General features: G+C 67.0%; 21 protein-coding genes. 15 read left to right on the top strand and 6 right to left on the bottom strand.

Annotated elements, in window-relative coordinates:
• Nucleotides 1-2: 2 nt before the first annotated feature.
• Nucleotides 3-1,742 (bottom strand): fumarate reductase/succinate dehydrogenase flavoprotein subunit, encoded by a 1,740-nt coding sequence (locus VL15_RS22310; RefSeq protein ID WP_048248561.1) that lies wholly within the window; start codon nucleotides 1,740-1,742, stop codon nucleotides 3-5.
• A complete protein-coding gene (locus VL15_RS22305) occupies nucleotides 1,739-2,509 on the bottom strand; it encodes a GntR family transcriptional regulator (protein WP_048248560.1) in 771 nt (256 codons plus the stop codon). The genes VL15_RS22310 and VL15_RS22305 overlap by 4 nt, the downstream gene beginning before the upstream one ends.
• 334 nt (nucleotides 2,510-2,843) lie before the next feature.
• Between VL15_RS22305 and VL15_RS22300 the strand changes: the two genes are divergently transcribed.
• From VL15_RS22300 to VL15_RS22250, 11 genes are all read left to right on the top strand, one after another.
• Nucleotides 2,844-4,055 (top strand): MFS transporter, encoded by a 1,212-nt coding sequence (locus VL15_RS22300; protein WP_048248559.1) that lies wholly within the window; start codon nucleotides 2,844-2,846, stop codon nucleotides 4,053-4,055.
• A 279-nt stretch (nucleotides 4,056-4,334) separates the two neighbouring features.
• On the top strand, nucleotides 4,335-4,736 hold the full coding sequence (locus VL15_RS22295; protein ID WP_048248558.1) for a DnaJ family domain-containing protein: 402 nt from the start codon (nucleotides 4,335-4,337) through the stop codon (nucleotides 4,734-4,736).
• Entirely contained in the window at nucleotides 4,733-5,320 is a 588-nt protein-coding gene (gene tadA / locus VL15_RS22290) for a tRNA adenosine(34) deaminase TadA (protein WP_048248556.1), read from the top strand. Before VL15_RS22295 ends, tadA begins: the two co-directional genes overlap by 4 nt.
• Nucleotides 5,321-5,420: 100 nt before the next feature.
• Nucleotides 5,421-6,359: a muramoyltetrapeptide carboxypeptidase gene (gene ldcA, locus VL15_RS22285; RefSeq protein ID WP_048248555.1), complete on the top strand. Its 939-nt coding sequence runs from the start codon at nucleotides 5,421-5,423 to the stop codon at nucleotides 6,357-6,359.
• A gap of 308 nt (nucleotides 6,360-6,667) precedes the next feature.
• Nucleotides 6,668-7,372, top strand: a complete 705-nt coding sequence (locus tag VL15_RS22280) for a GntR family transcriptional regulator (protein ID WP_048248554.1) — start codon at nucleotides 6,668-6,670, stop codon at nucleotides 7,370-7,372.
• A gap of 149 nt (nucleotides 7,373-7,521) precedes the next feature.
• Nucleotides 7,522-9,006 carry an NCS1 family nucleobase:cation symporter-1 gene (locus tag VL15_RS22275; protein WP_048248552.1) on the top strand — a complete coding sequence of 495 codons (1,485 nt, stop codon included), beginning with the start codon at nucleotides 7,522-7,524 and terminating at the stop codon, nucleotides 9,004-9,006.
• Between the two features lie 10 nt (nucleotides 9,007-9,016).
• Nucleotides 9,017-9,808 (top strand): aspartate/glutamate racemase family protein, encoded by a 792-nt coding sequence (locus VL15_RS22270; RefSeq protein ID WP_048248551.1) that lies wholly within the window; start codon nucleotides 9,017-9,019, stop codon nucleotides 9,806-9,808.
• Between the two features lie 148 nt (nucleotides 9,809-9,956).
• Complete coding sequence (puuE, locus tag VL15_RS22265) at nucleotides 9,957-10,910, top strand: allantoinase PuuE (RefSeq protein WP_048248549.1); 954 nt, start codon at nucleotides 9,957-9,959, stop codon at nucleotides 10,908-10,910.
• On the top strand, nucleotides 10,907-11,428 hold the full coding sequence (gene uraD, locus VL15_RS22260; protein WP_048248547.1) for a 2-oxo-4-hydroxy-4-carboxy-5-ureidoimidazoline decarboxylase: 522 nt from the start codon (nucleotides 10,907-10,909) through the stop codon (nucleotides 11,426-11,428). The genes puuE and uraD overlap by 4 nt, the downstream gene beginning before the upstream one ends.
• A 62-nt stretch (nucleotides 11,429-11,490) precedes the next feature.
• Nucleotides 11,491-12,504: an allantoicase gene (alc, locus tag VL15_RS22255; protein WP_048248546.1), complete on the top strand. Its 1,014-nt coding sequence runs from the start codon at nucleotides 11,491-11,493 to the stop codon at nucleotides 12,502-12,504.
• Nucleotides 12,501-13,013 (top strand): ureidoglycolate lyase, encoded by a 513-nt coding sequence (locus VL15_RS22250; RefSeq protein ID WP_048248544.1) that lies wholly within the window; start codon nucleotides 12,501-12,503, stop codon nucleotides 13,011-13,013. Before alc ends, VL15_RS22250 begins: the two co-directional genes overlap by 4 nt.
• An 82-nt stretch (nucleotides 13,014-13,095) precedes the next feature.
• On the opposite strand, the gene VL15_RS22245 is transcribed toward VL15_RS22250, so the two are convergent.
• A complete protein-coding gene (locus VL15_RS22245) occupies nucleotides 13,096-14,061 on the bottom strand; it encodes a LysR family transcriptional regulator (RefSeq protein WP_048248542.1) in 966 nt (321 codons plus the stop codon).
• Nucleotides 14,062-14,212: 151 nt separating this feature from the next.
• Here VL15_RS22245 and VL15_RS22240 point away from each other — a divergent pair, with 151 nt between their 5' ends.
• On the top strand, nucleotides 14,213-14,617 hold the full coding sequence (locus VL15_RS22240; RefSeq protein ID WP_048248540.1) for a RidA family protein: 405 nt from the start codon (nucleotides 14,213-14,215) through the stop codon (nucleotides 14,615-14,617).
• A gap of 42 nt (nucleotides 14,618-14,659) precedes the next feature.
• Here the strand turns inward: VL15_RS22240 and VL15_RS22235 are convergent, their stop codons facing one another.
• Nucleotides 14,660-15,475, bottom strand: a complete 816-nt coding sequence (locus VL15_RS22235; RefSeq protein WP_048248538.1) for an aminotransferase class IV family protein — start codon at nucleotides 15,473-15,475, stop codon at nucleotides 14,660-14,662.
• Nucleotides 15,476-15,609: 134 nt separating this feature from the next.
• Between VL15_RS22235 and VL15_RS22230 the strand changes: the two genes are divergently transcribed.
• Nucleotides 15,610-16,530 (top strand): LysR substrate-binding domain-containing protein, encoded by a 921-nt coding sequence (locus VL15_RS22230; RefSeq protein ID WP_048248536.1) that lies wholly within the window; start codon nucleotides 15,610-15,612, stop codon nucleotides 16,528-16,530.
• Nucleotides 16,531-16,601: 71 nt separating this feature from the next.
• Nucleotides 16,602-17,012 carry an ACT domain-containing protein gene (locus VL15_RS22225; protein WP_048248534.1) on the top strand — a complete coding sequence of 137 codons (411 nt, stop codon included), beginning with the start codon at nucleotides 16,602-16,604 and terminating at the stop codon, nucleotides 17,010-17,012.
• A 90-nt stretch (nucleotides 17,013-17,102) separates the two neighbouring features.
• Here the strand turns inward: VL15_RS22225 and VL15_RS22220 are convergent, their stop codons facing one another.
• Together VL15_RS22220 and uraH are read right to left on the bottom strand one after the other, a co-directional pair.
• Nucleotides 17,103-18,296 carry a urate hydroxylase PuuD gene (locus tag VL15_RS22220; protein WP_048248533.1) on the bottom strand — a complete coding sequence of 398 codons (1,194 nt, stop codon included), beginning with the start codon at nucleotides 18,294-18,296 and terminating at the stop codon, nucleotides 17,103-17,105.
• 54 nt (nucleotides 18,297-18,350) lie between these two features.
• Nucleotides 18,351-18,704, bottom strand: coding sequence for a hydroxyisourate hydrolase (uraH, locus tag VL15_RS22215; RefSeq protein ID WP_011352401.1), 354 nt, complete (start codon nucleotides 18,702-18,704; stop codon nucleotides 18,351-18,353).
• A gap of 511 nt (nucleotides 18,705-19,215) precedes the next feature.
• On the opposite strand from uraH, the gene VL15_RS22210 reads away from it, so the two are divergent.
• Nucleotides 19,216-20,628, top strand: a complete 1,413-nt coding sequence (locus tag VL15_RS22210; protein ID WP_048248531.1) for an 8-oxoguanine deaminase — start codon at nucleotides 19,216-19,218, stop codon at nucleotides 20,626-20,628.
• Nucleotides 20,629-20,692: the final 64 nt, after the last annotated feature.

The raw sequence follows: 20,692 nt of genomic DNA, 5'->3' as shown, positions 1-20,692 counted from the left end.
CCTCAGAGGGCGGCCGCGGGGGCGGCCGGTTCGCGGATGCGCAGATGCGCATAGGCGCTGCGTTCGTCGTCGGCGAGCGGCACGATATAAGGCTCGACCGGCCGCTTCTCGCTGCGCATCGCGCCATCGGCGCTCTTGCGCAGCCAGGTGTGGCAGAACCAGTCGGCGTCGTTGCGGTGCGGGAAGTCGACGCGGTGGTGGTACAGCCCCCAGCGGCTCTCGGTGCGGAACAGCGATGCGCGCGCGGCCATTTCCGCGCAGTCGCGGATCGCGCGCACTTCTGCCGCACGCATCAGTTCATGCGGATGGTTCGCCTTGATCTCTTCGATATCCTCAGTAATCTCGTCGAAACGTTGCAGCCCGATTTCCATCTTGCGCGTCACCTTCGGCGGTTGCAGATAGTCGTTCACCATGCGGCGCAGCTTGTATTCGACCTGCGCCGGTGCGAGGCCGCGCTCGCGTAACAGCGGGGCGAGCACGCGGGCGCGCTCGGCGTCGACCTGTTGGTCGTCCACCGGCGTGTGGTCGCGGCCCGCGACATCGTCGGCCGCGTTCCGGCCGGCGAACCAGCCGTACGTGAAGGCGCCGAGCATGTAGTTGTGCGGGACGGCCGCCATGTCGCCGGCCGCGTACAGCCCCGGCACGGTCGTTTCCGCGCGGGCGTTCACATACACGCCGGATGCGCTATGGCCGCTGCAGAAGCCGATCTCGGAGATGTGCATCTCGACCATCTGGTGTCGGTAGTCGGTGCCACGCCCCGCATGGAAGCGGCCGCGGCTCGGACGCTCGTTCGTATGCAGGATCTGCTCGATGGTGCGGATCGTTTCTTCGGCGAGATGATCGAGCTTCAGGAACACGGGGCCGTTGCCGCTTTGCAGTTCCTGGTAGAACTCCCACATCATCTGGCCGCTCCAGTAGTCGCATTCGATGAAGCGCTCGCCTTTGCCGTTCGCGGTGAACCCGCCGAGCGGGCCGGTCACGTACGCACATGCGGGGCCGTTGTAGTCCTTGATCAGCGGATTGATCTGGAAGCACTCGAGGTTCGCGAGCGCGGCGCCCGCATGGTAGGCCATCGCGTAACCGTCGCCCGCGTTGGTCGGGTTCTCGTAGGTGCCCATCAGGTAGCCGGACGCCGGCAGGCCGAGGCGACCGGCCGCGCCGCAGCAGAGAATCACGGCCTTCGCGCGAACCACGTAGAAATCCGCGGTGCGGCAGTCGAAGCCGAGCACGCCGCTCGCGCGGCCTTGCGCGTCGGTCAGCACGCGGGTGGCGACGATCCGGTTCGTGATCGCGATGCGCGCGCGCTTCAGTTGCCGGTACAGCACCTTCTTGATGTCGTGTCCTTCCGGCATCGGCAGCACGTACGAGCCCATGTGATGGACCTTCTTCACCGCGTAGTCGCCGGTGCCGTCCTTTTCGAACTTCACACCCCAGCGGTCGAGCTGCTCGATCGTCGCGAAGCTGTGCCGCGCATACGCATGAACGGCTTCCTGGTCGACGATGCCGTCGTTGGCGATCGTGATTTCGCGCGTGTACTGCTCGGGCGTCGCATGCCCGGGGATCACCGCGTTGTTCAGCCCGTCCATGCCCATCGAGATCGCGCCGCTGCGCTTCACGTTGGCCTTTTCGAGCAGCAGCACGCGCAGGGACGGGTCGCGCTCCTTCGCCTTGATCGCTGCCATCGGGCCGGCGGTGCCGCCGCCGACCACGACGACGTCGTATTCGAGCACATGGGTATTCATCGCAGTTTCCTTGCAGGTTTGCGCGCCTTCTGCCGGTCGATGCGCAGCCGGTACTGGAAGGCGTCGCCGCGGAAGTAGAGGTATTCGTAGTCAATTGGCGCGCCCGACGCGTCGTGCGTGAGGCGCTCGATGCGCAGCACGGGGCTGCTTTCCTCGACGTGCAGCGCGTCGACGATCTCGTCGTCGGCGAGGATCGCGTCGATCGACACGTCGGCATGACCGAGCGGTATGCCGCAGTCGTTTTCCAGGACCAGGAAGATGTCGCGGGTCGCGAGATCGGCGCCCGCGAGGCGCTTGCCGAGCGCTTCGGGCACCCAGGTCTGTTCGAGCGATACGGGTTCGCGGTTCAGCAGCCGCACGCGATGGATCTCGACGAGCGGCGCGCCTTCCGGCACGTTCAGCTTCGTCGCGAGATGACGATCGGCCTTGACGGTGCGGAAGCTGCGCAACTGGTTGACGATCTCGTAGCCCATCGTCGACATCGCCTCGGCGAAACCCTGCAGCGACGTCACGTTCTGGAACGCCTTCGGCTTCGACACGAACGTGCCCTTGCCGTGCAGCTTGAACAGCAGGCCTTCCTTCTGCAGGTCGCCGAGCGCCTGGCGCACCGTGATGCGGCTGACGTCGAACATCGCGCAGAGCTCGTGCTCGGAAGGCATCCGGCTGTGCGGCGCATGGGTGCCGTCGAGAATGCGCGCGCGCAGCGTGTCCTTGATCTGCACGTAAAGCGGGGCCGCCGACAGCGGCACGACGTTGGGTGGGGTCATCGGTCAACTTGTTATGACAAGATCGCTCGAGTGTAGTCAGCGCGATCATGCGTCCCAACCAAGCATTTCTGATTTCTACTTTCCGATTCCGGAAAAGCGGGGCGAACGCGCGATCCGGCATTCGATCCGCCCCTTGCCAGCCGCGCGGATTGGCCGACAATCAAAAAAATTCGCCGGCGCGTACGCCGCGCATGTCGAATTCCCGATGCATCGATCGTCGTATCCATGTCGACCGGGCTCGCGACGGCGTCGACGCGGCAGCCGGACAGGCCGCCGCGTGGCGCAGCAGGAGCCCGCTTCCCGAGGATTGCCGAAACGAGCCAGGAGACGCCAAATGCCGGATTCCCGATACCGCTGGGTGATCGTCGCCGCGGGCGGCCTGATGGGCTGCATCGCGATCGGCGCGATGTTTTCGCTGCCCGTGTTCCTGCGCGCGATTGCGCGCGACACGGGCTGGTCGATGACCGGCATCTCCGCCGCGATGACGCTCGGCTTCATCGCGATGGCCGTCGCGAGCATGGGCTGGGGCAGCCTGTCGGACCGCATCGGCACGCGCGCGGTCGTCACGACGGGCGCCGTGCTGCTGTCGGCGAGCCTGGCGCTGGCGAGCCGCGCGCCGTCGCTGCTTGCGTTCCAGCTGACCTTCGGCCTGGCCGTCGGCAGCGCGACGGCCGCGATCTTCGCGCCGATGATGGCGTGCGTGACGGGCTGGTTCGACACGCACCGCAGCCTCGCGGTGTCGCTCGTGTCGGCCGGCATGGGGATGGCGCCGATGACGATGTCGCCGCTGGCCGCATGGCTCGTGTCGGTGCACGACTGGCGCACGTCGATGCTGCTCATTGCCGCGCTGGCGGCCGTCGTGATGATTCCGGTGTCGCTGCTGGTGCGCCGGGCGCCCGCGCTCGACGGCGCGCACGCGGCACCCACGCCTGCCGGTGAACCCGCCGCGATGTCGGTTGCGGACGCGCTGCGCTCGCCGCAGTTCATGGTGCTGCTGCTGACCAATTTCTTCTGCTGCGCGACGCACTCGGGCCCGATCTTCCATACGGTCAGCTACGCGGTGACGTGCGGGATCCCGCTGATCGTCGCGGTGTCGATCTACAGCATCGAAGGGCTTGCCGGCATGGGCGGCCGGATCGTGTTCGGGATCCTCGGCGACCGTGTCGGCGCAAAGCGCATGCTGGTGACGGGGCTCCTTGCGCAGGCGCTGGGCGCGCTCGGCTACTACTTCGTGCGCACGCTCGACGGGTTCTACGCGGTCGCGACGTTGTTCGGCTTCATCTATGCGGGCGTGATGCCGCTGTATTCGGTGCTCGCGCGCGAGAACTTCCCGCTGCGGATGATGGGCACCGTGATCGGCGGCTGCGCGATGGCCGGCAGCCTCGGGATGGCCGCCGGCCCTGTCGCCGGGGGCCTGATCGTCGATACGTTCGGCAGCTATGGCTGGTTGTACATCGGTTCGTTCGCGATCGGTCTCGGCGCGTTCCTGATCGCGATGATGTTCCGCCCGTTTGAAAAGGCGCAGCCGGAAACGGTGGCCGCGTGACACGGCAACGGAAGCGGGGAGGCTGCCGTTTGACGGGAAAAGCGAGGTCCGGCCAGCATAGTCATGGATAAAAACAGGGCCCGACACTGCTTGAGCTGACCGCTGTCCAGATGGCGCTCAGCCTGCTGCGGCGCAGCAGAGCGGCAAGTGACGGCGATCGGCGCGCATGCGATGCGATTCGGCCCCTAAAAAACGCAATATCGAGCATATATTCGAAGGGCCTGTCATACCCGCGTCACCCTGCTAGAATTCGGCCTGCCGCATTGTTCCGATTGACTGATGAGATTGCTTGACGCCCTGGTCGAACAACGTATCGCCGCCGCCGCCGCGCGGGGCGAGTTCGCCGATTTGCCGGGTACCGGCGCGCCGCAGACGCTGGATGACGACCTGCTCGTACCCGAGGAGGTGCGGGTGGCCAACCGTATCCTGAAGAACGCGGGCTTCGTGCCGCCGGCTGTCGAGCAGTTGCGCGCGCTGCGCAACCTGCATGACGAAGTGCAGGCGGTCAGCGACCGTGCCGCGCGCTGCCGGCTGCAGGCGAAGATCCTGGCGCTCGACATGGCGCTCGAATCGCTGCGCGGCGGCCCGATGGTGATGCCGCGCGACTACTGCCGGCGCATCGCGGAACGCCTGTGCGAGCGCGGGCTCGACGAAGCGCCCGCCGAAGCGGGGCCGATGTGACGTCCGACGCGCTGGACGACGCAGCCCGAACCGACCCGGCAGCCGAACCCGCTCAATCTCCCGCTCCCGAAGCCGCGCCCGTGTCGGCGCGTGACCTGCATTTCATGCGTCTCGCGCAAGCCGCCGCCGAAGAGGCGCGCGCGGCCGGTGAAGTACCGGTCGGCGCGGTACTCGTGCGCGGCGACGAAGTGATCGCACGCGGCTTCAACCATCCGATCGGCGGGCACGACCCGTCGGCGCATGCGGAAATGGCCGCGCTGCGCATGGCCGCGCAGCATCTGCAGAATTACCGGATGCCCGGCTGCGAACTGTACGTAACGCTCGAGCCGTGCCTGATGTGCGCGGGCGCGATCATGCATGCGCGCATCGCGCGGGTCGTCTACGGCGCCGCCGATCCGAAGACGGGTGCATGCGGCAGCGTGATCGACGCGTTCGCGAATCCGCAGCTCAACCACCATACCGAAGTGACCGGCGGCGTGCTCGCCGACGAGTGCGGCGCCGCGCTGAAATCGTTCTTCGCCGAGCGCCGTCGTGCGCTGCGCGACGCGCGGCAGGCCCGCGACGCCGAATCCGGCACGTCATAGGCGCGCCGGCCGCGTTTGTCGCCCCGGGCGTGCACGGTTTCGTGAACCGGAGACCGTTCGGACCCTCTAAGCAGGTTTGACGATCCGACACCTTTCGCCCATGTCCCTCCAGCCCGCCGCGTCCTACACCATCCGCCTGCTGGCGCCGTCCGGTTATCCGCACGACCCCGACGCGATCAATCGCGCGCTCGAGCGCCTCAGCACCGCGCAGCAGCGCATCGAGAACATCGAGGCGACGCAGCGGCGCTTCCAGCGGTTCGGCGGCACCGACGGCGAGCGGGCGGGCGACCTGAACCGCCTCGCCGATCCCGAGCGCCCGCTGCCCGACATCGCGCTCGCGGTGCGCGGCGGCTACGGCGCCGCGCGCATCCTGCACGGGCTCGACTATCGTGGGCTCGAACGCCGGCTGCGCGACCAGCCGGTCGCGCTCGTCGGTCACAGCGATTTCACCGCGATCCAGCTCGCGCTGTACGCGAAGGCGCGCATCAAGACGTTCGGCGGCCCGATGCTGTCCGCCGACTTCGGCGCGGAAACGCCGAGCGATTTCACGATGCAGCACTTCTGGCAGACGCTGACGCAGCCGAGCACGACGATCATCACCGAAGCGCCGCAGGTGCAGACCGTGAACGTGACGGGCACGCTGTGGGGCGGCAACCTCGCGATCCTCACGTCGCTCATCGGCACGCCGTACATGCCCGACATCGAGGGTGGCATCCTGTTCGTCGAGGACGTCAACGAACAGCCGTTCCGGATCGAGCGGATGATCTATCAACTGCACCTGTCGGGGCTGCTCGCGCGCCAGCAGGCGCTCGTGCTCGGCCAGTTCACGGGCGCGCGGACGTTCGAGTACGACAACGGCTACGACATGCAGGCGATGATCGAGCAGGTGCGCTCGGTGGTCGGGATCCCGGTCGTCACGGGGCTGCAGTTCGGCCACGTGCCCGACCTGCTGACGCTGCCGTTCGGCGCGCAGGCGCAGCTGGTCGCGAATGCGCACGGTTTCCGGCTCACGCTGTCGGACTATCCGGATCTCGGGTGATGCCGGCGCGATCGATCGAAAGGCGGGTTTCCCGCCTTTTTCTTTATGTAAATGCGCAACTAACGGTCCGGAAATTTCATCACCGCCAACCGGTTCGTCACCCGGTTTCGCACCATTTTTGTCAACAAAATAGCCGGGCGGGTATACGACGAGAAGGGCCTCTGTCGTGCCTCTCAGGCTTGATATGCATGGATTATGCAGCACGCTGCACCGAATGAGGTCATGTCGATGCACGCCGATTGTGCGAAATCCCGGAAAAGAATTGTTGACAATCTTTATGTCCGTCCTAGGATGAGGACCATCACGCGATGCAGATCATGAACGAGCCCGATTCCCACCCGTCCGGCGCAGCCGGTCCCGAAGCGATCGCCGAGCGGATCCGCACGGCGATCCTCGAGCATCGGCTCGCGCCCGGCGCGAAGCTGACGGAAGCGCAGCTCTGCGACGTGTTCGACGTGAAGCGCGGGACGATCCGCCAGGCGCTCGCGCAGCTCGCGACCGACAAACTGGTCGACCTCGAGCCGAACCGCGGCGCGTTCGTCGCGAGCCCGACGCTGCAGGACGTGCACGAGGTGTTCGAGATGCGCCGGATCATCGAGCTCGCGGTGGTCGAGCGTCTTGCGACCGGGCCCGGTGCGAAGCGGCTGAAGGGTGTCGCCGCGCTGCTCGACAAGGAACGCAAGGCGTTCGAGCGGCACGATTTCGCGGCATGGATCCGGCTGTCGGGCGAATTCCATACGGCGCTTGCCACGCTGATGGGCAATGCGACGCTCAGCGAGTGCCTCGAGGGGCTCGTCGCACGCTCGACGCTGATGTCGGCGCTGTACGAATCGCACGGGCGCAGCCCGTGTTCGTGCGACGACCACGACGGGATCCTCGCCGCGCTGGAGGCGGGGGACGCGAAGCGGGCGGTGACGCTGATGGCGCACCACCTGCAGCATGTCGAACTGAAGATGCTGGACCGGCCCGCGCAAGGGCAGGTCGATTTGCGCGAAGTGTTCGGCGGCGCCTGAGCGGCGACGCGAACCCGGCTGCGCGCCACAGAACGAGAGCAATGCTGGCCTGCGGTATTTGCTGCGGGCCGCTGGTCCGACTCCGGGCGACGATCCGGAGCGATATCGATGACGGTGGAGCGGCCATCCGGCCGCGTCAAGGAGAAGTCATGGCTCAGTTCAGTGTGGCGCACGACAGCGCCTACCCGGCGGAAGAAGGCGGCGAGGGCGGCGAACCGGCGCTGCCGAATGGTTACAGCGAACGTCTGTACAACGAAGATTTGGCACCCCTAAAACATCAGACATGGGGCTCGTACAATATCTTCGCATTCTGGATGTCGGACGTGCACAGCGTCGGCGGCTACGTGTTCGCGGGCAGCCTGTTCGCGCTCGGGCTGACGAGCTGGCAGGTGCTGATCGCGCTGATCGTCGGGATCGGCTTCGTGAACCTGCTGTGCAACCTGATCGCGCGGCCGAGCCAGCAGATCGGCGTGCCGTATCCGGTCGCGTGCCGCGCGACGTTCGGCGTGCTCGGCGCGAACGTGCCGGCCGTGATCCGCGGGCTGATCGCGATCGCGTGGTACGGCATCCAGACCTATCTCGCATCGAGCGCGCTCGTGATCGTCGTGCTGAAGTTCTTCCCGCAATGGCTGCCGTATGCGGACGTCCACCACTACGGTTTCCTCGGGCTGTCGGCGGTCGGCTGGGCCGGGTTCATGGTGCTGTGGGTGCTTCAGGCACTGGTGTTCTGGAACGGGATGGAGACGATCAAGAAGTTCATCGACTTCGCGGGCCCGGCCGTCTACGTCGTGATGTTCATCCTCGCCGGCTACATGGTGTGGCGCGCGGGTTGGCGCAACATCGGCATCAATCTCGGCGGCGTCAAGTATCACGGCGCGGAAGTGATCCCGGTGATGATCACGGCCGTGTCGCTCGTCGTGTCGTACTTCTCCGGGCCGATGCTGAACTTCGGCGATTTCTCGCGCTACTGCCGTTCGTTCGGCGAAGTGAAGCGCGGCAATTTCTGGGGGCTGCCGGTCAACTTCCTCGCGTTCTCGCTCGTCACGGTGATCACGACGGCCGCGACCTTGCCCGTGTTCGGCGAACTCATCACCGATCCCGTCGAGACGGTCGGCCGCATCGACCATCCGACCGCGGTGATCCTCGGCGCGCTGACGTTCACGATCGCGACGATCGGTATCAACATCGTCGCGAACTTCGTGTCGCCCGCATTCGACTTCTCGAATGTCGCGCCGCGCTTGATCAGCTGGCGCGTGGGCGGGATGCTCGCGGCCGTCGCGTCGATCTTCATCACGCCGTGGAACCTGTTCAACAACCCGGCCGTGATCCACTACACGCTCGACGTGCTCGGCGCGTTCATCGGCCCGCTGTACGGCGTGCTGATCGCCGACTTCTACCTCGTCAAGCGCGGCCGGCTCGTGCGCGACGACCTGTACACGATGTCGGAGAGCGGCACGTACTGGTACACGGGCGGCGTGAACCGCCGCGCGCTGGCCGCGCTGCTGCCGGCCGCGGTGATCGCGATCGTCTGCGTGATGGTGCCGGGCTGGCAGGGCGTCGCGAACTTCTCGTGGTTCATCGGCGCGGGGCTCGGCTTCGTGTTCTACCGGCTGCTCGTAAGCGCGAAGGCCTGAGGAGCGTGCGATGAAGATCCGACTGATCAATCCGAACACGACGCAGCGGATGACCGACGCGATGGGCCGCTGCGCGCGCGACGTCGCGGCCGCGGGCACGGAGATCGTGGCCGTGAGCCCGCCGATGGGGCCGCCGTCGATCGAAGGGTATTACGACGAGGCGCTCGCGACGCCGGGGCTGCTCGCCGAGATCGCGCAGGGCGAGCGCGACGGCTGCGACGCGTACGTGATCGCGTGCTTCGGCGATCCGGGCCTGTATGCGGCGCGCGAGCTCGCGCGCGGGCCGGTGATCGGCATCGCCGAGGCCGCGATGCATGCGGCGAGCGTGCTCGCGCCGGGCTTCTCGGTCGTCACGACGCTCGCACGCACCTGCGGGATGGCGTGGCACTTGGCGGAGCGCTACGGGATGAAGCGGTTCTGCCGCAACGTGCGCGCGACCGACGTCGCGGTGCTCGAACTCGACAGGCCGGGATCGGCCGCGCGCCGGATCATCGTGGACGAATGCCGGCGCGCGCTCGACGAGGACGGCGCCGACGCGATCGTGCTCGGCTGCGCCGGGATGGCCGAGTTCGCGCACGAGATCGAGCAGCAGATCGGCGCGCCGGTGGTCGAGGGCGTCACCGCGGCCGTCAAATGGGCCGAGGCGCTCGTGTCGCTGCGCCTCGCGACCGCGAAGCGCGGCGACTACGCGCGGCCGCTGCCGAAGCGCTACGACGGCGCGTTCGCCCGCTTCAGCCCACCGGACGGGGATGCGGCCCAACCGGCCCCGAATTTGCCGCAACCGCACATACACACCGTCTGACACGCACTATCTGCGTCGCTGTATGGGCGCGTATGGACGTTTTCGCTACACTGGGCCGTCATCGCATCGGCTTGCGCGGCCGGCCTCCGGCATCCGCGCAGTCGATGCGAACCCATTATTTGAGCAAGCTTTCGCTGCCCTTCGAACCATGTCACTCGATTCCAACTATCCTCGCGACCTGATCGGCTATGGCCGCCATCCCGTGCAGGCGAACTGGCCGGGGCGCGCCCGCGTCGCCGTGCAATTCGTGCTGAACTACGAAGAAGGCGGCGAGAACTGCGTGTTGCACGGCGATCCGGGCTCCGAGCAGTTCCTGTCCGAAATCGTCGGCGCGGCCGCGTATCCGGACCGCCACATGAGTATGGAGTCGATCTACGAATACGGTTCGCGGGCCGGCGTGTGGCGCATCCTGCGCGAATTCGAGAAGCGCGGGATGCCGCTGACGGTGTTCGGCGTCGGCATGGCGATCGAGCGTCACCCGGAGCTCGCGCGCGCGTTCGTCGAGCTCGGCCATGAGATCGCGTGCCACGGCTGGCGCTGGATCCACTATCAGAGCATGTCGCCGGAGCTCGAGGCCGAGCACATGCGGCTCGGGATGGAAGCGATCGAGCGCGTGACGGGCGTGCGTCCGCTCGGCTGGTATACCGGCCGCGACAGCCCCAATACGCACCGCCTGGTCGCGGAATACGGCGGCTTTCTGTACGACTCGGACAATTACGGCGACGACCTGCCGTTCTGGATGGACGTCGAGGTGTCGGGCGGCGGCACGTCGCCGCAACTGATCCTGCCGTACACGCTCGACACGAACGACATGCGCTTCGCGACGCCGCAGGGCTTCAACACGGGCGATCACTTCTTCGACTACCTGCGCGACGCGTTCGACGTGCTGTACGAAGAGGGCGACGAGGCGCCGAAGATGCTGTCGATCGGCATGCACTGCCGACTGCTCGGCCGGCCGGGCCGGTTCCGCGGGCTGCAGCGTTTCCTCGATCACATCGAGAAACACGATCGCGTATGGGTGACGCGCCGTGTCGATATCGCGCGTCACTGGCGCGAACATCATCCGTATCAGCCCAATCATCAAAACGAAGGGAAAGCATGAAGGCGATGCGCTACACGTTGAATCAACTCAATACGATGGCGCCGAGCGCATTTGTCGCGGCGCTGTCGGGCATCTTCGAACATTCGCCGTGGGTGGCCGAGGTCGCCGCGGGCGAGCGGCCGTTCGCGAGCATCGACGCGCTGCACACGACGATGTCGGGCGCGGTCGAAGGCTCCGGCGAAGTCCGCCAGCTCGCACTGATCAACGCTCACCCGGAGCTGGCCGGCAAGGCCGCCGTGCGCGGCGAGCTGACGGCCGAGTCGACGCGCGAGCAGAGCGGCGCGGGCCTCGGCCAGTGCACGCAGGAAGAGTTCGACAAGCTGCTGACGCTGAACCGCACGTATCGCGAGAAGTTCGGCTTTCCGTTCATCCTCGCGGTGCGCGGTTATGACCGGCACGGCATCATCGCGAACTTCGAGGCGCGCGTGAATCATTCTCGCACCGAGGAACTGCGCACGAGCCTCGACCAGATCTACCGGATCGCACGCTTCCGTCTCGACGACCTGATCGACGCCTGACACCGCAATACGGCCTGCTGCGTCGCAGCGGCCTGATCGCATCACTGAAACAAGGAAACATCATGGCTGTTCCGCTTCTCGATCCCAACGCACCCGATTTCACGCGGCGCTATGTGAACCTCGCCGACCCGCGTCTCGGTGCGCAGGCGCTCGAGGCCAGCGACGATTTCTTCGCGCCGAAGGACCGGATGCTGAACCCCGAGCCGGCCGTATTCATTCCCGGCAAGTACGACGACCACGGCAAGTGGATGGACGGCTGGGAAACGCGCCGCAAGCGCACGACGGGCTACGACTGGTGCATCGTCAAGCTCGCGCGTCCAGGCGTGATCAAGGGCTTCGACATCGACACGAGCCACTTCACCGGCAACTTCCCGCCGGCCGCGTCGATCGAGGCTGCCTTCGTGGCCGACGGCGCGCCGACGCACGCGACCGAGTGGGTCGAGATCGTGCCGTCGACGACGTTGCAGGGCAACAGCCATCACTACGTCGATGCGAGCGACGCCCGGGCCTTCACGCACCTGCGCGTGAACATCTACCCGGACGGCGGCATCGCCCGTCTGCGCGTGTACGGCCAGCCGCAACTCGACTGGGCAGGCGCGAGCGCGACCGAGCAGTTCGATCTCGCGGCGATGGAAAACGGCGGTTATGTCGTGGCCGCGAACAACCAGCACTTCGGCGTCGCGTCGAACCTGCTGCTGCCGGGCCGCGGCGTGAACATGGGCGACGGCTGGGAAACCCGCCGCCGCCGCGAACCGGGCAACGACTGGGCGATCATCGCGCTCGCGCAGCCGGGTGTGATCCGCAAGATCGAAGTCGATACCGCATTCTTCAAGGGCAACTTCCCGGACCGCTGCTCGATCCAGGCCGCCTACGTGTCGGGCGGCACCGACAGCTCGCTGATCACGCAGTCGATGTTCTGGCCGGTGCTGCTCGGCGAACAGAAGCTGCAGATGGACAAGCAGCATTACTTCGAACAAGGCATCGCGTCGCTTGGCCCCGTCACGCACGTGCGACTGAACATCATTCCGGACGGCGGCGTGTCGCGCCTGCGTCTGTGGGGGACGCTCGACAAATGAAGACGCTTGTTATCGAACCGCTGACCAAGGAAGCGTTCGCGCCGTTCGGCGACGTGATCGAAACGGAAGGGGCGAAGCAGATCCCGATCAACCTCGGCACGACGATCCGTTTTCACGATCTCGCGACAGTCGACGTGACGGATGAAGACGGCCGTACGCTCGTCAACCTGTTCCGCGGCCAGCCGCGCACGCTGCCGTTCGAAGTGAAGATGCTCGAACGACACCCGCTCGGCAGCCAGGCCTTCGTGCCGCTGAACGACCAGCCGTATCTCGTCGTCGTGGCGCCCGCGGGCGATCTCGATCCGGCGAAGATCCGCGCGTTCGTGACGAGCGGGTGGCAGGGCGTCAACTATGCGAAGGGCGTGTGGCATCACCCGCTGATCGCACTCGGCGGCGTCAGCGACTTTATCGTCGTCGATCGCGGCGGCGACGGCCTGAACCTCAATGAGCAGGATCTGCAGGAATCGCTGTGGCTCACCGATGAGGCGCTCACCGCGCTGACTGCCTGAGTCACCGGCGTTTCGTCGCCAGCCTGTCGAAACCCGCGCATGTTGCGCGGGTTTTTTTATACGCGGGCGCTGGTCGCGCGGTTCAGGTCGCCGCGGCTTTGCGCGTGTCGCGCGAACCGTCGCCGCCGCGGCGCCGGTTCGCGACCGGCGCATGCTGCGCCATCAGGTCGGCGATCCAGTCGACGAATACGCGCAGCTTCGCACTGACGTGCCGGTTCGGCGGGAACGCGACGTACATCGGCATCGGTTCGAGTCGCCATCGTTCGAACAGCGGCACCAGTTCGCCGCGGGCGCGATACGCGGCGGCCATGTAGTCGGGCAGCCACAGGATGCCCAGCCCGGCGAGGCCGGCCTCGAGATACGCGTTGCCGTCGTCGACCGCCAGCACGTAGCGTCCGCGCACGTTGACATGCTCGCCGTCGCATTCCATCGCGAACGGCAGCGCCTTGCCGGTGCGCGCCCACAGGAAGCCGACGATCCGGTGATCGGCGTTTTCCAGTTCGTCCGGATGCGAAGGCGTGCCGGCGCGCGCGAGATAGGCCGGCGACGCATACACGCCGAGCCGCAGGTCGCCGACGTGACGCGCGACCAGCGACCGGTCGGCCGGTTCGCCGCCGCGCACGACGCAATCGACGTTCTCGCCGATCACGTCCACCACGCGGTCGCTCACGCCCATGTCGAGCTGGATGTCCGGATGGCGCGCGTGGAACGCGGGCAGCGCGGGGATCAGGATCAGGCGCGCGAACGGGCTCGGCACGTCCACGCGCAGCCGCCCCCTGGGCGATGCGGACGCAACGGACAGGCTCGTTTCGGCGTCGTCCATGTCGGCAAGCAGCCGCACCACGCGGTCGTAGTACGCGGCGCCGTCGGCCGTGACGACGACCTTGCGCGTCGTGCGGTTGAACAGCTTCACGCGCAGCCGCGCTTCGAGCTGCTGCACCAGTTGCGTGACGGTGGTGCGGCTCATGTGCAGCGTCTCGGCCGCCTTCGTGAAGCTGCCGGCTTCCACCACGCGGGCGAACGCCTGCATTGCGTCGAATCGATCCATCGGGTCAGGGCTCCGCGTCGGTCGGAAATTGTTTGGGTCGCGCAAACAGTGTTGGACAGGGTTGCCCGTTTATCCGCCGCGCAACGGTCCTTAAAGTGCCTTCATCGTTGATGCAGGGGCGGTTCGCCCCACTGACTGATGGAGGTGTTGGATGGCAAAGCGTAGCGTAGTTTTTCCGCCCGGTCGCCAGGCGCTGTATGACCGCAACCGCTATTCGCCGGCGCTGCGCTCGAACGGGTTCCTGTTCGTGTCCGGGCAGGTCGGCAGCCGCGAGGACGGTTCGCCCGAGCCGGAACTGGACGCGCAGGTCCGCCGCGCGTTCGACAACCTGAACGCGGTGCTGCGCGCGGCCGGCTGTACGTTCGACGACGTCGTCGACGTGACGGTTTTCCTCGTCGATCCTGAAGCGACGTTCGAGCGGGTCTGGGAGATCGTCCCCGAATACTGGGGCGATGCGCCGCATCCGACGCTGACTGCCGTCGGCGTGACCTGGCTGTACGGCTTCCAGTTCGAGATCAAGGCGATCGCGCGGCTGCCGGAGCCTGTCGAAGCGTGAGGTGACAAGCAGCGCACCCGCGCCGCTTGGCGTCGGTGCGCTTCACGGCGCGACCAATGGCTCCCGTTCATACGCGCGATGCAGCAACGCGGCGAGCGACGGCGAATCGGGCAGCGTCGCCGTGCCGAACCGGCGTACGGCGACACCGGGCGTCCACGAATTCATCACGACGGCACCGGCCATCGACGGCAGGTCGGCCGGCGTCACCTCACGCTCGTGCTGCGCCACGCCAAGGCTCGCCAGTTGCCGGCGCACGATGCGCATCGTGACGCCGCCGAGCATGCCGGCCACCGGCCACACGACCGCGTCGCCATCCCAGAACGCCAGATTCCAGATCGAGCCTTCGCTGATGCGCCCGTGGCGATCGGTGAACGCCGCATCGTCGAAACCTTGCGCGACCGCGCGGCGCAGGAAGTGCGTCTTCGCGACTTCGCCGACGTGCTTGATGTCGGGCAGCACGCGCTCGTATTCGAACAGCGCGAGATCGAGCGGGCCGGCCGGCCCCGACGACGGCGCGGCGGTGCGGACCAGCACGTCGAGCGCTTCGTCGTCGCGCGCCGCGACGAATTCCCCGGTCGTCGCATGAACGGTCGCCGTCAGCGACAGCGCGGACGGCGCGCGCTCGAGCGCGGCGCGCAGGAACGCGCGAATCCGGTCGTCGGGCAGCGCATGGCCGAACAGTGCGTGCGATGCGTCGCGCAGCCGCGCGAGGTGCAGGTCGAGGCCGCGCACGCGGCCGTCGCGTACCTGCATCGCGGTGAAATGCGCATGGCCCGCGAACGCCAGCGCGGCGAGAGCGTCTGGCGGCGCGGTCACGCCGTTGAGCTGGGCGACGGACGGGAACGGGGCAGCGGTCATCGACAAATCTCCGGGTTCGGCCGCGGGCATGGTGCGGCCCGCGGCATCTTCAAGAAAGCCTATTGTTTGCCGATTGATGGCGTCCTGAAAAACGAGTAGTTTTGGAACGGTCATCAAATCCTCTTTGAAGATCGATGGAACGCATGTGGCCCGGTACGCGCGCGCTGAGGACGTTCGATGCGGCGGCGCGGCATCTGAATTTCTCGCGGGCGGCCGACGAGGTCGGGCTGACGCCGGCGGCGGTCAGTCACCAGATCAAGGAAATCGAGGCGCAGCTCGGCATGGCGCTGTTCGTCCGCACGAGTCGCAGCATCCGGCTGACGCCGGCGGGCGTCGTGCTGGCCGGTGCGGCCGCCGAAGCGCTGGCGGGCCTGCAGCGTGCGACCGCCCGGGCGCGCCGTATCGCGCGGGAGCAGACGGAACTTCGCGTGTCGGTCGGCGCGCGCTTTGCGACGCACTGGCTGCTGCCGCGCCTGCCGCGTTTCAGGGCCGCGCATCCGGCGCTCGAACTGACGTTCGACATCACCGACTGGTTGCGCGATTTCGATGACGACGACGTGGATGTCGCGATCCGCTTCGGCACCGGGCGTTATCGCGACGCGTGCGCGCAGCGCCTGTTCGGCACGTCGGTCGTCGCGGTCTGCAGCCCGGCGCTGCTGTCGGCCGGGCCGCCGTTGCGCGGGCCTCGCGACCTGCTGCGCCAGACGCTTTGTCACGTGGACTGCGAAGTCGATGGCGTGATCTGGCCGCGCTGGTCGGCATGGATGGCCGCGGCCGGCGTCGACGGTTTCGACGACAGCCGGTGTGTCGCGTTTCCGGATTCGAGCCATGTGGTGCAGGCCGTGACGGACGGCGCGGCGGTCGGTCTCGCCGAGCCGCACATGATCGCGCGCGAACTCGCGGACGGGCGCATCGTGCGGCTGTTCGACGTGAGCGTCGCGCTGTCGCCCGATGTTGCGTATCACGTCGTGTATCCCGAGCGCGCACAGGACGATCCACGCATCGTCGCGTTCCGCGGCTGGCTCGCGGACGAAGTTGCAATGGTGCGCGCGTGACGCGATCGCCGCGCGTGCTATCTTGCCCGCATCGCCACCGCACGGCGCCCGGTTCCGGGCGCGCCCCTCCGATGAGCCAACCTGAAAACGACCTCGCGATCCTGCTGCGCACGATGCAACCCGAACTGCATCCCGGTGCGTACGCCTTCGTATCGCTGCCGACTGACGCAGATGTATCGTTATCCGAAACGGTTGCGACCTTCCGCGAAACGGAAGGGCTGACGGTCGTCGTCGATGAGGAAGCGGCCGCGCGTCGCGGCTGGCCCGTGCTGTTCCGTGCCGCGTGGATCACGCTGACCGTGCATTCCGACCTCGCGGCCGTCGGCCTCACGGCGGCGTTCGCGCGGGCGCTCGGCGCGGCCGGCATCAGCTGCAACGTGATGGCTGCCGCGTACCACGATCACATCTTCGTGCCGTTCGACGACGGTCCGCGCGCGCTCGATGCGCTCGTTGCGCTTCAGCGCGACGCGATGCACGGTTAGCGGGCGAGGGGTTCCGAGCAGGCAAAAAAACGGGCCCGTCACCGGGCCCGCGAACGGAAAGGATTGCGCCGGCAACCGGCGCACGGCGGCTTACTTGACCGCGCCACCCTCGAACCAGGCGGCGAGCTTGGTGCGCTCGTCGTCGGTCATGTGCGTGACGTTGCCGATCGGCATCGCCTTCAGGCGCACGGCCTGTTCGTAGATACGCTGCGCGTTCTTCGACACTTCGTCCGGCGTGTCGAACATCACACCCGCGGGTGCGCTGCCCATCAGCGTCGGCTTCGCCGAGTGACACTCGACGCAGCGCTGCTGCAGGATCGGCATGATGTCGTTGATCACGATCTTCGGCGCGTTCGCGGCCTGCGCTTCCGGTGCGACCGGCTTCGGCATCGTCCACACCAGCGCGCCCGACAGCAGTGCGACGCCGCCGATCGGCAGGTACCACAGCTGCTTGCCGCGGTGACGCATCACGAAGAACTGGCGGATCAGCGCGCCGGCCAGCATGATCAGCACGAGCACGACCCAGTTGAACTTGTTCGTGTACGTCATCGCATAGTGGTTCGACAGCATCGCGAACACGACGGGCAGCGTGAAGTACGTGTTGTGCACCGAGCGCTGCTTGCCGCGCTTGCCGTAGATCGGGTTCGGCTCTTCGCCCTTGAGCATCTTGTCGACCATCTTGCGCTGGCCGGGGATGATCACGAAGAACACGTTCGCCGACATGATCGTCGCGAGCATCGCGCCGACGATCAGGTACGCGGCACGGCCCGAGAAGATGTGGCAGGCGAGGTACGCTGCGACGACGACGTAGATACCGACGCAAACGCCGAGTACGCGGTCGTTGGTGCCGAGGACGCGGCACAGCGAGTCGTAGACGATCCAGCCGGCTGCGAGGAAGCCGAGCGCGGAGGCCACGGCGACCACCGGGCCCATGTCGAGCACGCTCTTGTCGATCAGGTAGGTGTTCGGCGCGAGCAGGTACAGCACGAAGAACAGCGAGAAGCCCGACAGCCAGGTCGTGTACGACGGCCACTTCGACCAGTGCAGGTCATCCGGCATTTCCGGCGGGGCAACCGTGTACTTCTGCATGTTGTAGAAACCGCCGCCGTGGACGTGCCACAGCTCGCCGAACACACCGCGCTTGCGCTGGTTCGGGTCGGTCGGCGGTTTCAGGCTGTTGTCGAGCGCGACGAAATAGAACGACTCGCCGATCCACGCAATGGCGACGATGACGTGCAGCCATCGCAGCGCGAGGTTCAGCCAGTCGGTGATGAAGCCTTCCATGAAACTCCTCCAGACTCAGATCGTTTGTCTTTGATGTGGGCGCTGATACGTATGTCAGCTGCCGCGATAGGTGCTGTACGACCACGGCGACACGAGCAGCGGCACGTGGTAGTGCGAGCCGGTGTCGGCGATGCCGAAGCGCAGCACGACGCGGTCGACGAAACGGGGTTCGGGCACCTTCACGCCGAGCGACGCGAAGTAGTCGCCGGCATGGAACACGAGTTCGTATTCGCCGGCGGCGAGCGCGGCGCCTTCGAGCAGGGGCTCGTCGCAGCGGCCGTCGCTATTGGTCAGCACGGTCTTGATCGCGCGGCGCGATTCGCCGTCCAGCGCGTAGAGGTCGACCTTGATTGCGGCGCCGGGACGACCGTGCGCCGTATCGAGTACGTGGGTAGTGAGCTTTCCCATTCGCAATTGTCCTTGTGTGAATGCGAGGTTCGGCGGCGACTCGATCCATTGACTGTGCGGCGGATCGAGGCTCCACGTCACGTGGCTACATACCCGTCGGCGAAGTTGAAGCGAGCGCCGTGCAGGCATTGTAAAAAGGTTCCCCGCGCAAATACGGGCGCGATATCAAAGATAATGCGCCGCGCATGAGCGGCTGTCGACGGTACGCCGGATACGGCTTTGAGCGTACGTTTCGGGTGCCTGGCGGGGCTGCGCGCGGCGTACCATATCGGAACCGTGAAACGTGGTATTCGGGATCGCGCATTGTGCGTGGCGCGCGCTTGGGCGATCCTCCCGCCGTGCGCGTCGGCCTGTGGCCCGCGCGTACCCCGAAGACGGCGAGCACGCCGGGTAACCGGGCCAGGGCGTTCGAACGGACGCAGGCACCGGGACGTGCCGCGATTCAGCGTTCGAACGGCTGTGTGACCGTCTCCAGGATTCAACCCTGGGGGCAGACCGACGCGGAGAACGCATGAACCTCGAGCAGCACGCTGGCGCACGCGCGCCTAACGCATCCCCATCCCGCCCGAAAACCCTGCTGGTCAAGCACGCGGACGTGCTCGTGACCATGGACGACACGCGCCGCGAATTGCGCGATGCAGGGCTCTACATCGAAGACAACCGGATCGTCGCGGTCGGCCCGACCGCCGAGCTGCCCGACACGGCCGACGAAGTGCTCGACCTGCGCGGCCACCTCGTGATCCCGGGGCTCGTGAACACGCATCACCACATGTACCAGAGCCTCACGCGCGCGGTACCGGCCGCGCAGAACGCCGAGCTGTTCGGCTGGCTCACGAACCTGTACCGGATCTGGGCGCACCTGACGCCCGAGATGATCGAGGTGTCGACGCTCACCGCGATGGCCGAACTGCTGCAATCGGGCTGCACGACGTCGAGCGACCACCTGTACATCTACCCGAACGGCAGCCGGCTCGACGACAGCATCGGCGCCGCGCAGCGGATCGGCATGCGTTTTCACGCGAGCCGCGGCGCGATGAGCGTCGGCCAGCGCGACGGCGGGTTGCCGCCCGATTCGGTCGTCGAGCGCGAGCCGGACATCCTGCGCGACGCGCAGCGCCTGATCGAGACCTATCACGACGAAGGCCGTTACGCGATGCTGCGCGTGGTGGTGGCGCCGTGTTCGCCGTTCTCGGTGAGCCGTGAGTTGATGCGCGACGCGGCCGTGCTCGCGCGCGAGTACGGCGTGTCGCTGCACACGCACCTCGCGGAGAACGTCAACGACATCGCGTACAGCCGCGAGAAGTTCGGGATGACGCCCGCCGAATATGCGGAAGATCTCGGCTGGGTCGGCCACGACGTGTGGCATGCGCACTGCGTGCAGCTCGACGACGCGGGCATCGGCCTGTTCGCGCGCACCGGCACCGGCGTCGCGCATTGCCCGTGCTCGAACATGCGGCTCGCGTCGGGCATCGCGCCGGTGAAGAAGATGCGTCTCGCGGGCGTGCCGGTCGGCCTCGGCGTCGACGGCTCCGCGTCGAACGACGGTGCGCAGATGGTCGCGGAAGTGCGGCAGGCGCTGCTGCTGCAGCGGGTCGGTTTCGGGCCCGATGCGATGACGGCGCGCGAAGCGCTCGAGATCGCGACGCTCGGCGGCGCGAAGGTGCTCAACCGTGACGATATCGGCGCGCTGAAGCCCGGCATGGCCGCGGACTTCGCCGCGTTCGACCTGCGCCAGCCGCTGTTCGCGGGCGCGCTGCACGATCCGGTCGCGGCGCTCGTGTTCTGCGCGCCGTCGCAGACGGCGTACACGGTGGTGAACGGGAAGGTGGTGGTGCGGGAAGGGCGACTGGCGACGCTCGATCTGCCGCCGGTCATCGAGCGCCATAACGCGCTCGCGCACGCGCTCGTCGAGGCCTCGCGCTGAACGAACGCTGACGCTGTGCGGCGGCCGCCTTGCCGGGCGTGCCGCCGTCGCCGCGCCGCGATGG

The sequence above is a fragment of the Burkholderia cepacia genome (genome assembly GCF_001039005.1).
GTDB lineage: Bacteria > Pseudomonadota > Gammaproteobacteria > Burkholderiales > Burkholderiaceae > Burkholderia > Burkholderia theae.
Note: the sequence above shows the minus strand (reverse complement) of the source record. Positions and strands in the feature narration are given on the sequence as shown.